Source organism: Pseudactinotalea sp. Z1748 (assembly GCF_049725185.1).
Taxonomy (GTDB): Bacteria; Actinomycetota; Actinomycetes; order Actinomycetales; family Beutenbergiaceae; genus CALKWS01.
Window position 1 is genome coordinate 444,642 of sequence record NZ_JBMPQB010000002.1, and the last position, 12,802, is coordinate 457,443.

The 12,802-nt window shown below is 70.6% G+C and carries 13 protein-coding genes, 1 tRNA gene, 1 pseudogene and 1 riboswitch; of the genes and pseudogenes, 9 read left to right on the forward strand and 6 right to left on the reverse strand.

Annotated features, from left to right (window positions below; translation table 11 throughout):
- Positions 1-966, forward strand: coding sequence for an exopolyphosphatase (locus ACO0LU_RS06365; RefSeq protein ID WP_424790563.1), 966 nt, complete (start codon positions 1-3; stop codon positions 964-966).
- An 8-nt stretch (positions 967-974) separates the two neighbouring features.
- Here ACO0LU_RS06365 and ACO0LU_RS06370 read toward each other — a convergent pair whose 3' ends face one another.
- Both ACO0LU_RS06370 and ACO0LU_RS06375 read right to left on the reverse strand, forming a co-directional pair.
- Positions 975-2,390, reverse strand: a complete 1,416-nt coding sequence (locus ACO0LU_RS06370; protein ID WP_424790564.1) for an MFS transporter — start codon at positions 2,388-2,390, stop codon at positions 975-977.
- Positions 2,353-2,991 carry an ArsR/SmtB family transcription factor gene (locus tag ACO0LU_RS06375; protein WP_424790565.1) on the reverse strand — a complete coding sequence of 213 codons (639 nt, stop codon included), beginning with the start codon at positions 2,989-2,991 and terminating at the stop codon, positions 2,353-2,355. The genes ACO0LU_RS06370 and ACO0LU_RS06375 overlap by 38 nt, the downstream gene beginning before the upstream one ends.
- Positions 2,992-3,114: 123 nt before the next feature.
- On the opposite strand from ACO0LU_RS06375, the gene ACO0LU_RS06380 reads away from it, so the two are divergent.
- Positions 3,115-3,366, forward strand: coding sequence for a Smr/MutS family protein (locus ACO0LU_RS06380; RefSeq protein WP_424790566.1), 252 nt, complete (start codon positions 3,115-3,117; stop codon positions 3,364-3,366).
- A gap of 86 nt (positions 3,367-3,452) precedes the next feature.
- Here the strand turns inward: ACO0LU_RS06380 and ACO0LU_RS06385 are convergent, their stop codons facing one another.
- On the reverse strand, positions 3,453-3,926 hold the full coding sequence (locus ACO0LU_RS06385) for a DUF5946 family protein (protein ID WP_424790567.1): 474 nt from the start codon (positions 3,924-3,926) through the stop codon (positions 3,453-3,455).
- A 179-nt stretch (positions 3,927-4,105) separates the two neighbouring features.
- On the opposite strand from ACO0LU_RS06385, the gene ACO0LU_RS06390 reads away from it, so the two are divergent.
- From ACO0LU_RS06390 to ACO0LU_RS06405, 4 genes are all read left to right on the forward strand, one after another.
- Complete coding sequence (locus tag ACO0LU_RS06390) at positions 4,106-4,546, forward strand: aminoacyl-tRNA deacylase (RefSeq protein ID WP_424790750.1); 441 nt, start codon at positions 4,106-4,108, stop codon at positions 4,544-4,546.
- Between the two features lie 52 nt (positions 4,547-4,598).
- Positions 4,599-5,456 carry a uracil-DNA glycosylase gene (locus tag ACO0LU_RS06395; protein WP_424790568.1) on the forward strand — a complete coding sequence of 286 codons (858 nt, stop codon included), beginning with the start codon at positions 4,599-4,601 and terminating at the stop codon, positions 5,454-5,456.
- Positions 5,457-5,516: 60 nt separating this feature from the next.
- On the forward strand, positions 5,517-6,881 hold the full coding sequence (locus ACO0LU_RS06400; protein WP_424790569.1) for an NAD(P)/FAD-dependent oxidoreductase: 1,365 nt from the start codon (positions 5,517-5,519) through the stop codon (positions 6,879-6,881).
- A gap of 76 nt (positions 6,882-6,957) precedes the next feature.
- A tRNA-Leu gene (locus ACO0LU_RS06405) sits at positions 6,958-7,031 on the forward strand.
- A gap of 164 nt (positions 7,032-7,195) precedes the next feature.
- Here the strand turns inward: ACO0LU_RS06405 and ACO0LU_RS06410 are convergent.
- Together ACO0LU_RS06410 and ACO0LU_RS06415 are read right to left on the reverse strand one after the other, a co-directional pair.
- A pseudogene (locus ACO0LU_RS06410) lies at positions 7,196-7,456 on the reverse strand (DMT family transporter); the annotation flags it as partial.
- A gap of 1 nt (position 7,457) precedes the next feature.
- Complete coding sequence (locus ACO0LU_RS06415; protein WP_424790570.1) at positions 7,458-7,772, reverse strand: DMT family transporter; 315 nt, start codon at positions 7,770-7,772, stop codon at positions 7,458-7,460.
- Positions 7,773-7,784: 12 nt separating this feature from the next.
- Positions 7,785-7,851: riboswitch (guanidine-III (ykkC-III) riboswitch) on the reverse strand.
- 37 nt (positions 7,852-7,888) lie between these two features.
- On the opposite strand from ACO0LU_RS06415, the gene ACO0LU_RS06420 reads away from it, so the two are divergent.
- From ACO0LU_RS06420 to nagA, 3 genes are all read left to right on the forward strand, one after another.
- Positions 7,889-8,794 (forward strand): sugar phosphate isomerase/epimerase family protein, encoded by a 906-nt coding sequence (locus ACO0LU_RS06420; protein WP_424790571.1) that lies wholly within the window; start codon positions 7,889-7,891, stop codon positions 8,792-8,794.
- A gap of 63 nt (positions 8,795-8,857) precedes the next feature.
- Positions 8,858-9,859, forward strand: coding sequence for an N-acetylglucosamine kinase (locus ACO0LU_RS06425; RefSeq protein ID WP_424790572.1), 1,002 nt, complete (start codon positions 8,858-8,860; stop codon positions 9,857-9,859).
- 67 nt (positions 9,860-9,926) lie between these two features.
- Entirely contained in the window at positions 9,927-11,087 is a 1,161-nt protein-coding gene (nagA, locus tag ACO0LU_RS06430; RefSeq protein ID WP_424790573.1) for an N-acetylglucosamine-6-phosphate deacetylase, read from the forward strand.
- A gap of 3 nt (positions 11,088-11,090) precedes the next feature.
- Here nagA and ACO0LU_RS06435 read toward each other — a convergent pair whose 3' ends face one another.
- Entirely contained in the window at positions 11,091-12,779 is a 1,689-nt protein-coding gene (locus ACO0LU_RS06435; protein ID WP_424790574.1) for a serine/threonine-protein kinase, read from the reverse strand.
- Positions 12,780-12,802: the final 23 nt, after the last annotated feature.

The window sequence follows — 12,802 nt, forward strand, 5'->3', positions numbered from 1 at the left end:
GTGAAACGCGTCGCAGCCATCGATTGTGGAACCAACTCCATCCGCCTGCTCATCGCCGACATCGACGACGACGGGTCCGGCCTGCACGAGGTCACGCGTCTGATGGAGGTGGTCCGCCTGGGTCAGGGGGTGGACCGCACCGGGCGCTTCGACCCGGAGGCGCTGCAACGGACCCTGGAGGCCACGTCCAGGTATGCCCGGTTGTGCGAGCAGCACCAGGTGCAGGCGATCCGGTTCGTGGCCACCTCGGCGAGCCGGGATGCGTCCAACCGGGAGGCATTCTTCACCGGTGTGCACCAGCGCCTGGGGGTGGAGGTGGAGATCATCAGCGGCGCGCAGGAGGCGCACCTGTCCTTTGCCGGGGCGATCAGTGTGCTCGACGACGGCCCGGAACCGGCCGGCAAAGCCGGGGCCCGGCTGGTGGTGGACATCGGCGGTGGTTCCACCGAACTGGTCAGCGGCAGCGGCCACACGCAGCAGGAGGACGCCTCGATGGACGTGGGTTGCGTGCGCATGAGCGAGCGGCACCTGCACTCCGATCCGCCCACCCGTGCGCAGATCGAGGCGGCCGGCACCGATATCGACGCGGCGCTCGATGAGGCCGAGCAGCACGTTGAGTTGAGCCGGGTGCGCTCGGTGGTCGGCGTGGCCGGTTCCATCACCACAGTCACCGCGCATGCCCTGGAGCTGCCGGAGTACGACCGCGACCGGATCAACGGCGCCCGCCTGTCCCTACCCGAGATCCGGCAGGCTTGCGATGAACTGCTGCGCATGACCCGCGAGCAGCGCGCACGCCTTCCCTACATGCACCCAGGACGGGTGGACGTCATCGGCGCCGGGGCGCTGGTGTGGGACCGGGTGCTGGACCGGGTTGCGCAGCGGGTGGCCCAGGCAGGCGGCGTGCTGGAGCCGGTGGTGACCAGCGAGCACGACATCCTGGACGGCATCGCCCTGTCGCTGGCCTGAGAGCACCCTCAGGCGTGGTCACCGGTTTCCGCCGCGGCCTTGGCGGCCTCGATCGCGGAGGTGTTCACGCGCGCCCAGGCATAGGGAAGCAGCAGCGCGCTGAGCGCTCCCGCGGCCAGGAACGGAGTGCGCAGCGCCCACTCCCTGCCCAGCCCGGGTTCCAACCAGGTGACCAGCATGCCGCTGGCCAACACGCCCAGGGAGATGGTGCCCCAGCCGAAGAACCGGTAGACCGAGTTGACGCGGCCGAGTAGGTGGTCGGGGATGATGCGCTGGCGCAGCGAGACGGTGATGACGTTCCACAGCACGATCGCGAATCCGATCAGCACCGAGACCGCCCACACGGCCAGGCCGGAGGACAGCAGCCCGATAGCGGTGTAACCGACGCCGAAGGTCATCATCGCCGACAGCAGCGAACGTCCCTCGGTCAGTGCGGCCGCGATGCGCTCGGCCACCAGGGAACCGGCGATGGCGCCGGTGGCGATGCCGGTGAGTAGGAGCCCGAACTGCCAGCCCTCGAAGAGGCCCAGGACATCCTGGGCGAAGAGCACGAACAGTGCGGTGGCGATCGCGCCGGCCAGGTTGCTCGCCCCCAACAACAGCGCCAGGGCGCGCAGCACCGGATGTCGCCACAACCACCCGAAACCCTCGCCGATCTCTGCGCGCCAGTTGATCCGTTTGCTGCGCTCCGCGGCTGCCCCACGGGGCCTGAAGGTGCCCTTCAGCGAGAAGATCAGCACCGCGCTCATGGCCAGGAACACCGCGTTGGCCCCGAACGGGATGGCGATGGCGATCGCCACCAGAAACCCCGCCAGCGGTGGTCCGACGAAGTTGTTCAGGGCCGTCTCCGCACCCCACATCCGCCCGTTGGCCTTCTCCAGCAGCCGTTTGTCCACGATCGAGGGCAGCAGGGTCTGGGCGGTGTTGTCCCGCAGGACCTCGGCGAACCCGAGCACGAGCGCCATGAGAATCAGACCGGCCAGCAACAGGGTGGACTGCGCCGGTTCGGGGGCGCCGGCGGCCAGTTCGGCCGGGGTCGGCAGTCCGTCCTGATGCTGGAGCAGGACGACGGCGAAAACGGCGACGACGACGAACCTCGCCACGTCCATGGTCGCCACGATGAGGCGGCGGTCGAACCGGTCGGTGATGACCCCGGCCGGCAGTGAGAACAACAGCCAGGGCAGCCGCGAGGCCAGGCCCACGAAGGTGATCCACAACGGGTCCCGGGTCAGGGCCGAGGCGAGCCAGACCACCGCGATCGACATCAACCCATCACCCAGGTTGGTCATGGCCGAGGCGGAGAAGAGTTCCAGTAGTTGGCCCCCAGGCGCAGCGTGGTCTGGGGAGTCTGGGTGAGGTGATCGGGGCCGGGATCCGCCATGAGTGCTACCCCGCGTCCGCGGTGCTCGTGGGCGTACCAGCACGCTCCTGCGTGCCGCCCGCGGCGCTGTCGTCCGTGAGCGGGCGGCGGGTGGTGGGGTAGAGCGCAGCGGCCAGGGCGTACGTGGTCTGGCCCGCCCGGGGTTCGTCGGCGAACTCGAGGAGCAAGTCCTGCAGGCGATTGCTGAAGGCCTCGGCGCGTTCGGTGGGGATGCGGGCGTAGCGGATGTTCGCGAATACCTCGTGGCGTTGCTGGGCCGGCACTTGGGCGAGTTCGGTGGCCGCGGTGCCGATGGCGCGTTCGTCCGCCCCGGCGCCCTCGGCGATGCGGTGGTACCAGAACACCCGCGCGGTGCGGCCGTAGTACTTCGCTTCCAGGGCGCGGACCTTCTTGGTGCGCACCACGTGCACCAGTCCGGCGTCGGTGAGCACCTTCAGATGGTGGCCGATGGTCCCCTTGGGTTTCTCGAGCATCTCGGCCAACTCGGACGTCGTGGCGGCGCGCTCGCTCAGGGCACTGATGATCTGCAGCCGGGTGTCCTCGAACAGCGCGCGGTACTGCTCCGGACGGGAGAATTCCAGGGCATCGGGCAATGCGTAGTCGGGGAGACCAGCGTGGTCGGGGTCGCTCGTATGGTCGGTCATGACCGTATGGTCGGTCGATGCCGACAATTCTGTCAAGACTTGCCCTTCCGGGACCGACTGGCTCAGATCCCATGCCGCCCGGGCGTGGCATCCTGGAGATGAAACCAGACGGGAGGAGGGGCGATGGCGCTCAAACTGGACCTGCACGACCTTTACAACTCCGGCCGGCAGATCGACCGTGCCCTGGAGGAGATCATCGATGAGGCTGAGCGCACCCGCACCAGGACGGTGGAGATCATCCCCGGCAAGGGCAGTGGGCAACTGAAGAAGCGCGTGCTCCGCTTCCTCAACCGCAAGGACATCAAAGCCCGCTACCACCGGGTGGAGAAGGACTCCAAGAACTTCGGCCGGGTCTTCGTCCACTTCAAGCATTGAGACGCTCCGGTCGCGTCATGGTGGTGCCGGCCCTCCGGCACCCGGGCAGAGGTCCATCCGGGGGAACCGCGGAGCGGCCGGTCGCCCTAACCGTTCCAGGCGGCCAGCGTGGCCCGCGCCCATGCGCGCACCCGATCGCGGTAGCCGGATGCGGGGAAGGTGCCGTTGACGGCGACATCGGTCAGGGTGGTCTCGAAGTCGGCCGGGTTGCCGGCCCGGGGCCGTGATCCGGACGTGGGCGCAACCCGTGCCGTGGGCCGGGCGTGGTGCCCGTGGGCGGAGGCGCGCCGCGCGCCGTCGACCCAGTGGTTCAGCCCCTCCGGACCACCATCGAGGTAGGCGCGCAGCAAGGGGAGCAACCAGCGTTCGTCGCCGGCGGGGAGCGCCGAGGGGTGCTGTAGCCGATAGCAGGCCACCGCCACTGCGTGCAGCGGCCCCCACGGCTCGGCCCGGGAGTGGTCCAGAGCGAGCAGTCGATCGAACAACTCCCTGCACCCCGGCGCGCCACCGCCACCGCACTCGGCGCAGGTGGCCCCGGGCTGCACATCGCGCGTGGGCATGGGCTGATGTTGCCGCAGGACGTCGGCACGAGCGAACTTTTTCCCCCGCGCACCCGACCGGCCCGTGCCTATCTGCCGCCGCCACCGCCGGGCACCGGACCGTGACCGGCCGCGGGCGTAGGGTGGGGCTCGTGTCCGATTCCAACGAGACCCGGGACGAACCGGGCGTGCGAGCCCTCATGGCCTCCGGCCTGGCGCACGAAGTCACCCGGCACGGACCGGTGGGTTCCCTCGCGGAGGCAGCGCGGGCACGCGGTGTGGAGCCGGCGGACGTGGTCAAGACGATGGTGGTGCGCCGCGGTAAGGGGGACTACCTGTTCGTGCTGGTGCCCGGGTTGCGGACGATCTCCTGGCCGAAACTGCGCGCCCTGCTGGGGGTGAGCAGGTTGTCCATGCCGGATGCGCAGGCGGCGCTGGAGGTGACCGGGTATCCGCGCGGGTCGATCACCCCGTTCGGATCCGCACGGGCCCTGCCCGTGATCGCCGACGCCACCCTCACCGGCCGGAGGGTTTCTATCGGGGCCGGCGGACCAGGTGTGGCCGCCACCGTCGCCGCCGATGAACTCCTGGCCCACCTGCGCGCCCGGATCGCCGACGTCACCGAACCCGAGACGTCGTGACCATCGTGCGCCGCGCAGAGCCGGTGTCGCCGCTGTCAACGACGCCGGAGCAATGAGCGTGCTCCCGCACCCGATCACCGGCGACCCGTTCCCCTCCCCGGTACCGCCCGGCGCCGGGTGGCCGGAGGATCCCGCACGCCCGCGCACCCGCCGGGCCCGCGATGGTGAGCAGGTGGCCGCCCTGGCCTCCTCTACCCGCACCCTGGACCAGCTCGACGCCCGTTCCAGCACCTGCCGCGCCTGCCCGCGCCTGGTGGACTGGCGCGAACTGGTCGCACGTACCCGGCGCCGGGCGTACGCCGATCAGCCCTACTGGGGCCGGCCCGGGCCGGGTCTGGGGGACCAGCGCCCCCGCTTGCTGATCGTCGGTCTCGCACCGGCCGCCCATGGCGCCAACCGCACCGGACGCCTCTTCACCGGCGATCGCTCCGGGGACTGGATCATCGGCGCGCTGTACCGGGCCGGGTACGCCAACCAGCCCACCAGCGAACATGCCGGCGACGGGCTGGAACTGACCGGCGCCCGGATCGTGGCCGCGGTGCGCTGCGCACCCCCGGACAATGCCCCCACCCCCGCCGAGCGGGCCACCTGCGCGCACTGGCTGCGCCGGGAGATCGAGTTGGTCACCCCCACTGTCACCGGCATCCTCGCCCTCGGCCAGATCGCGTGGACCGCCACCTTCGCCGCGTTATCCGCCCTGGGTTGGCAGGTGCCCCGGCCCCGCCCGGCCTTCGGTCACGGCGCGAAGACGCACGTAGCACCCCCGGCGACGGGAGCGTCCACGACGCAGCCGACCGTCGCCGTCGTCGGCTCGTATCACGTGTCGCAGCAGAACACCTTCACCGGCCGCCTGACCGAGCCCATGCTGGATGAGGCCATCGCCGCCTGCGGGCCGGCACCGAGCCGGTAGCGTTCGCCGACTGCCCCGGGGACCCACGACAGCGGTGCTGCCCTGCCCTATCGTGGGGCTATGTCCGCCGCCACGGCTCGATCTCCCCGCAAGGTGCCCCGCGTGCTGATCCTGGGGGGAGGCTACGTCGGCCTGCACGCCGCCCGGCAGATACGCAAGCGCATGGGCAGGCGCGAGGTGGCGATCGCGGTGGTCGACCCGCGACCGTACATGACCTACCAACCGTTCCTGCCCGAGGCCGCCGCCGGATCGCTCGAGCCGCGCCACGTCGTGGCCTCGCACCGCCGGCTCCTGCGCGGCACCACGATCCTGACCGGCCGGGTGCACTCCCTGGACCACGCCGCTCGTCGCGCCACCATCACGCCGGCGCGCGGCGATGCCTACACCGTGGGATACGACCACGTGGTCGTTGCGCTCGGGGCGGTCGCGCGGGTGCTGCCGATACCGGGGCTGGCCGAGTCCGGTATCGGGTTCAAGCAGATCGAGGAGGCGATCTCGCTACGCAACCACGTGGTGACCATGATGGATCAGGCCGATTCGATCTGGGACGAGCAGGCCCGGCAGCGGATGCTCACCTTCACCTTCGTCGGTGGCGGGTTCGCCGGGTCCGAGGCCATCGGTGAGGTGGAGGACATGGCGAGGGAGGCCTGCCGCTACTACGACTCCATCAGCCCGGACGATCTGCGGTTCGTCCTGGTGGAGGGCACCAGCCGGATCCTGCCCGAGGTGGGTGCGGACCTGGGCCGATACGCGCTGGAGCAGTTGCGCAAGCGCAACATCGACGTGCGCCTGAACACCTTCCTGGAATCCTGCGTGGACGGACACATCGTGCTCTCCGACGGCACCGCGTTCGAGAGCGACACCCTGGTCTGGACCGCCGGGGTCAAGGCGAACCCAGTTCTGGCCCAGACCGACCTGCCCCTGACCGAGAACGGCCGGGTGCGTGCCCTGCCCACGCTGCAGGTGTGCGACGCGGACGGTCAGGTGGTCGAGGGTGCCTGGGCCGCCGGCGACTGCGCCGCGGTGCCGGACCTGTCCGCTCCGGGGATCACCACCTGTGCCCCCACGGCCCAGCACGCCATCCGTCAGGCCACCCATCTGGGCAAGAACATGACCCAACTGCTCGCCCAGGAGCCACTGGAGGATTACAACCACCGAGACCTGGGCACCGTGGCCTCGCTGGGCCTGTATAAGGGGGTGGCCGAGGTGCTGGGCCTGAAGTTCCGGGGGCCGCTGGCCTGGTTCATGCACCGGACGTACCACATGTCGGCGATGCCGACGGTGAACCGGAAGGTGCGGATCGTGCTGGACTGGACCATGGCGCTGTTGTTCCGGCGTGACATCGTGGCCCTGGGCCGGTTGCAGACGCCGCGGGAGGAGTTCCTGCAGGCTGCGGCGAGTGTGCGGAGCGCGCCGGGTTCCTGAGCCGGGCTCGGTGGCCCGCATCGGGTCCGTCGGCGACGCCGGGGGCTCTATCGTTGAGGGGTGCGCTCACTGGCCGGCCCCCGTAGCCCAATCGGCAGAGGCAGCCGACTTAAAATCGGTTCAGTCCGGGTTCGAGTCCCGGCGGGGGCACGTCGTGTCGTTGCGTGAATGTGGGGACCAACAAGGTCCCCGGGTCGGTTCGCTACGGGTGGCCGCGCACTTTTCGGCACCTGCTCCTCGCCGACGGGCGTCGGCGGGACCGACGGAGCAAGGTTCAGGCCGACGACGGCGAGGATGATCCCTGCGATGAGCACGATCCGGATCGCCGACACAGGTTCGGTGCCGGTGAGCATCGCGTAGATCACGGTGAGCGCAGCGCCCACCCCGGTCCACACCGCGTACGCCGTCCCGATCGGGATCGTCTTCGCGGCCCACCCCAGGCCGATCATGCTGATGGTCAGGGTGATGAGGAACGCGACCGTGGGACCGGCGCGGGTGAACCCCTCGGACATGCCCAGGGACGTGGCCCAGACCGCTTCGAAGACCGCGCTGATGAGCAGGATGAACCATGCCATCTCAGCTCACCACCCGCAGGCCCACCACACAGGCCACCAAAAGCACGAGCATGAGGATGCGCCACCGGCTCGCGCGTTCCTGACCGGTGGCGAACGACCAGATCACGGTCAAACTCGCCCCGATTCCCACCCACACGGCATAGGCGGTCCCGGTGGGCAGGGACACCATGGCATACGCCAAGCCGGCCATGCTGACCGTCATCGATACCGCGAACAGGACGGTGGGCCGCCACTTGCGGAATCCGTCCGATGCCGACAGGGCTGCGGCCCACACCGCCTCGAGTGCGCCGGAGAGCACCAGGATCGTCCACGCCATGACTGACACCTCCATGAGTCAGTCTTGTCGTGGTGCGGGTACTGCTCCCTCGTCCGCGGGTCCGATCGCCGGGCCCCGGTTATCGATTTTAGTCCGCACGGGTTACCGTGGCAATCATGCGTGAACCGAAGGACGCCGGACGACGGGCCGGGCTCGACAGCGGACAGGCAGCACCGTCCGCCGGGAACGAGGAGATCCGGGTGGCCCTGTCCACCAGCGCGGTGTACCCCTCCCGCGCCCCACACGCCTTCCAGGCCGCGGCCGAACTCGGCTACGACGGCGTGGAGGTGATGGTCTGGTCCGACCGGTCCTCCCAGAACGCCCGGGCGCTGCAGGACCTGTCCGCCCAGTACGGCGTTCCGGTGACCAGCATCCACGCCCCCTCCCTGGTGCTCAGCCAGAACGTCTGGGGAAGGCTGCCCGGGCCGAAACTGGAACGGTCGGTGGACCTGGCCCTGGAGGTCGGTGCTTCCACCGTGGTGGTGCATCCCCCGTTCCGGTGGCAGCGACGTTACGCCCACGGATTCGCCGAGCACGTGCATGAACTGACCACCGCGACCGGCCTTCGGGTCGCGGTGGAGAACATGTTCCCCTGGCAGGTCAGAGGCCGGAAGGTGAACGCCTACCTACCCGGATGGGATCCCACCGACCGCGACTACGAGAACATCACGCTGGACCTGTCCCACGCCGCGGTCGCCCGACAGGACGGGCTCGAACTGCTGCGCCGCATCGGCGACCGGGTCAGCCACCTGCACCTGGCCGACGGTGTGCCCTCGATCATGGACCAGCACCTGGTTCCTGGTCGCGGAACCCAGCCCTGCGCCCAGGTGCTGCGGGAACTGGCCGGCACCGGCTGGTCCGGTGACGTGGTGGTGGAGGTCCAGACCCGCAAGGCACCCAGCGCTGAGCACGTGCGCGCCGACCTTGCCGCCGCGCTGGACTTCGCCCGGGCCCACCTGCGCGCCGGTGCCAATGAGCGTCGGCGAGCCCGGGACCTCACGACCGCGACGCCGACCGTCTGACCAGCCCGGAGGCCGGGCCGATGAGGCTTGCGGCACCGGACCCCGATGGACTACACGTGGTGTGTGACCGTCCTGGCGATCGACCTCGGTAAGACCGGATGCCGCGTACTTCGCCGCGAGAACGCGGCCCAGCAGTGGCTGGGGCGGGGCAGCGGTGCCCTGGGCATGTCCCACCCCGAGGGTCCGGCCTCGGCGATGGCGGCGATCGAGGGGGCGCTGGCCGCCGGTGAGGTCCCCGACACCGGGGTGGAGGCGGTGTGCCTGGGCGCAGCCGGCGTTGCAGCCGCACCGCGCGCGGCCGCGGAGGTAGCCCGGATGCTCGCCGACCGCTTCGCGGCACGGGCGTTGGTGACCTCGGACTCGGTCACCTCTCACGCCGGCGCCCTCGGCGGCGCGAACGGGGTGGTGCTGGCGGTGGGCACCGGGTCGGTGGCGATCACCTTCGACGGCGGGGGAGGCCTGGTTCAGGTGGACGGCTGGGGGCAGACCCTCGGGGATGAGGGCAGCGGCTGGTGGATCGGGCGAGAGGGCCTGATGGCCGCCTGCCGGGTACTGGACGGCCGCGGGCCGCACACGGCGCTGCGGGCGGTCGCCGAGGAGGAGTTCGGTGACCTGCGCACCCTGCCCGCCCGGCTCGGCGATGCCACCGCAGCCATTCCGGTGCTGGCGTCCTTCGCGCCCCAGGTGCTTGTCGGTGCCCGGGGCGGTGATGGGGTCGCCACACAGATCCTGGCCCGCGCCACCGAAGCGCTGGGGGCCACGGTGCGGGCCGCCGCACGGGCCACGACGCCCGCCGGTGGTGCGACGCCCGGCGGCGTCCGGGCCTCCAGGGGCGGGCGGGGTGCGGGCTCAGCGCCTGGCGCCGTGGTGCGGTGCTGCATGATCGGTGGCCTCTCCGCCTGGCCCGAGCGGTTCCGCGCCGACCTGAGTCGGCGGGCTCAGGAGGGGGCTTCATTCACGCTGGAGTGGGTCGCGCCGCAGGGTACGTCGCTGGAGGGCGCCGCGCTGATCGCCGCGCGCACCGACCTGCCCCACCGGGGAGTGTGCACCAGCGCGGATCCCTGAGCCGGCGAGTACCTGCACCGCTACCGGGCACTCGGACCGGTCCCTGCCTCGGTGTAGGTTGACGGTCATGACTCATCCGGCTGCCGACGTGGTGCTGCGCGCACCGAGGATGATCACCGATGGTGCTGAGCACACCGATGGCTGGGTGGCCTTCACCGGCGCCGGGATCACCGCCGTCGGTACCGGCGCCGCACCGGATGCTGCCCAGGTGGTGCACGGCACCGGGCTGCTGATCCCCGGGTTCATCGACCTCCACTGCCACGGTGGCGCCGGCGGCGCCTTCGCCGGCGGAACCGAGGCGATCGATCAGGGCCTGGGCTTTCACCGTAGCCACGGCACCACCCGGTCGGTGCTGTCGACGGTCACCGCTGCCATCCCCGATCTGCGCGACCAGGTGTCGGGCGCCCGGCAGGTCTGCGCCGCCGACCCGCTGGTCCTGGGGATCCACCTGGAGGGTCCCTGGTTGAGTCCAGCGCACCGCGGTGCTCATGACCAGGCCCTTCTCCGGGAGCCCACCGAGGCCGATATCGAAGCCATGCTGACCGCAGCCGACGGTTACCTGGCCCAGGTCACGATCGCACCCGAGTTGACCGGCGCGCACGGCGCGATCGAACAACTGCTCCGGGCCGGGGTGCGGGTCGCGGTGGGGCACTCAGCGGTCGACTACGACCAGGCCGGTGCCGCCTTCGAGGCCGGGGCGTCCATCCTGACCCATGCCTTCAACGCGATGGCCCCGATCCACCACCGTGCCCCTGGGCCGGTGCTGGCGGCCACCGAACGGGACGGCGTCACCTGTGAGGTGATCAACGACGGCGTGCACGTGCACCCCCGGGTGGTACGCCTCCTGCATGAGATGGCCCCTGGTCGGATCGCCTACGTGACCGACGCGATGGCGGCCGCCGGTTGTGCCGACGGTGCCTACGAACTCGGCGGGCAGGCCGTGACCGTCACCGATGGGGTGCCGCGCCTGGATTCCACCGGCTCGATCGCCGGCTCCACGCTGACCATGGACGCCGCTGTCCGCCAGGCGGTGCGCATCGGGATCCCGCTGCCCGATGCGATCCAGGCTGCCACCAGTACCCCGGCGCGGACGCTGGGCCTGGCGGACCGGTTCGGCTCCCTTGCTCCCGGTTACGCCGCCGACGCGGTGCTGCTGGATACCGGGTTGCAGGTGGAGCAGGTGTGGGCGGACGGGACGAGCCGGCACCAAAGGGTCCCGGCGGCGTGAGGCTCAGCGGGAACCGGTGATTCGGAGGGCGGCCAACTGGCTATACGGATAGTCGATCCGCAGGTCCGGTGCCTCGTCGGGGAAGTATCCACGTGGAGCGGCCACCAGGAGCACGCTGTCCACGCTGCGGCCCACCACCGCCTCCCCGAGGAGTTCCTCGATCTCGGCTGCGGACAAGGTGACGTTGCGATGGCGTTCCTCGCTGGCATCCGGGTCCAGGCTCACCTCGTAGCCGGGGATCCAGGAGGTGTGGCCCAGGGAGAGGGACACCACCGCTCCCTCCTCCACCGCCGGTCCCAAGCCGTGACGCACCACCCGCGTCTGCACCTCCTCCGGCGGGGCCAGATCTTGCGGGATGGCCACCTGGATCCGGCCGCCGTCCTCGGTCACCGTCAGGTGCTCCACCGCGGGACCCTCATAGGTTGCGGGCCGGTTCAGCAGCCAGATCCCGCCGGTGATCACAAGCGCCAGGATCACGGCGGCACCGGCCAGCACGGCCGGGAGGCGGCGACGACGGTGGCGTCCGCCGGGCGTAGCATTCGCCGGTAGTGCCGTCGAGGCCGTCGCCTGCGCGGAGGTACGGGCCGGTGGTGGCGAGGGGACCGGTGCCGGTGCTGGTGTGTGCGCGCCGGCGCGGGGTGGGGGTGGTGCCTGCTCCGGCGGCACCAGCGTGGGGTGCCCAGCGGGCAGGCTCACCACATCGGCCGGGTTCGGCGGCGCGACCTTGCGGGCGGGGTCCGGCGGCGTGGCCGCCGGTTCGTGGCCACGGGGTAGGTCCAGCGGGGTGAGGTCGTGGCCCAGTTCGCGCTGGATCTCCCGCAGCGCCTGGCCGAACGCATAGGAGTCCGGATAGCGTGCGGCACGATCGAAGGACATCGCCCTACGCAGCACGGCCACCAGAGAGTCCGGCAGGTCGGGTCGCTGCGTCGCTGCCACGAAGCCGGACTGGATGCGACCGGTCAGGTGCGAGGCACTGTTCGGGCCGCCGGGAATCTCGTGGGGGGAACGTCCCTCCAGCAGCGAGTACAAGGTGGCGGCCAGGGAGTACCGGTCCGAGCGGGTGTCGGAGACGGGCGGGTCTCCCAGGGTCTCCGGTGCCGCCCAGGGCAGGCTGAGACCGATCGCGGCGTCGGAGTCGGCGTCGGTGCCGGAGGACTCGTAGGAGTACACCCGGGCGCGGGCCATGGTGGCCTCGGGGAACTCCTCGTCGATGGTGGAGATCCCGAAGTCCGACAGCACCGGCACCCCGTACTCGGTGAGCAGGATGTTGCCCGGTTTGATGTCGCGGTGCACGATCCCGGCCCGGTGCGCCGCCTCGAGCGCACCGCTGAGCCGCACCCCGATCCTCAGCACGTCCTGCACCGACATCGGGTAGTGCCGGTAGGTGTCACCCAGCGAGCCCCCGGAGCAGTACTCCATCACCAGGTACGGTTCACCTTCGTCATCGATATCGGCGTCGTAGATGGAGGCGATGTTGATGTGGTTGGACAGCCGCGCCATCAGGTTGGCCTCAGCGGCGAACTGGCGGCGCAGTGAGTCGGTCAACGCGTCGGTGCGCAAGACCTTGATCGCCACCTCACGGTGGGGCATGTGCTGGGTGTACAGGAAGACGTCGGAGAAGCCGCCACGGCCGATGGTGCGCACGTAGGTGTAGCCCTCGATTTCAGGCGCGGGCTGCTTCGACTTCGCCACGCGGTGACCCCCGAACTCCCATC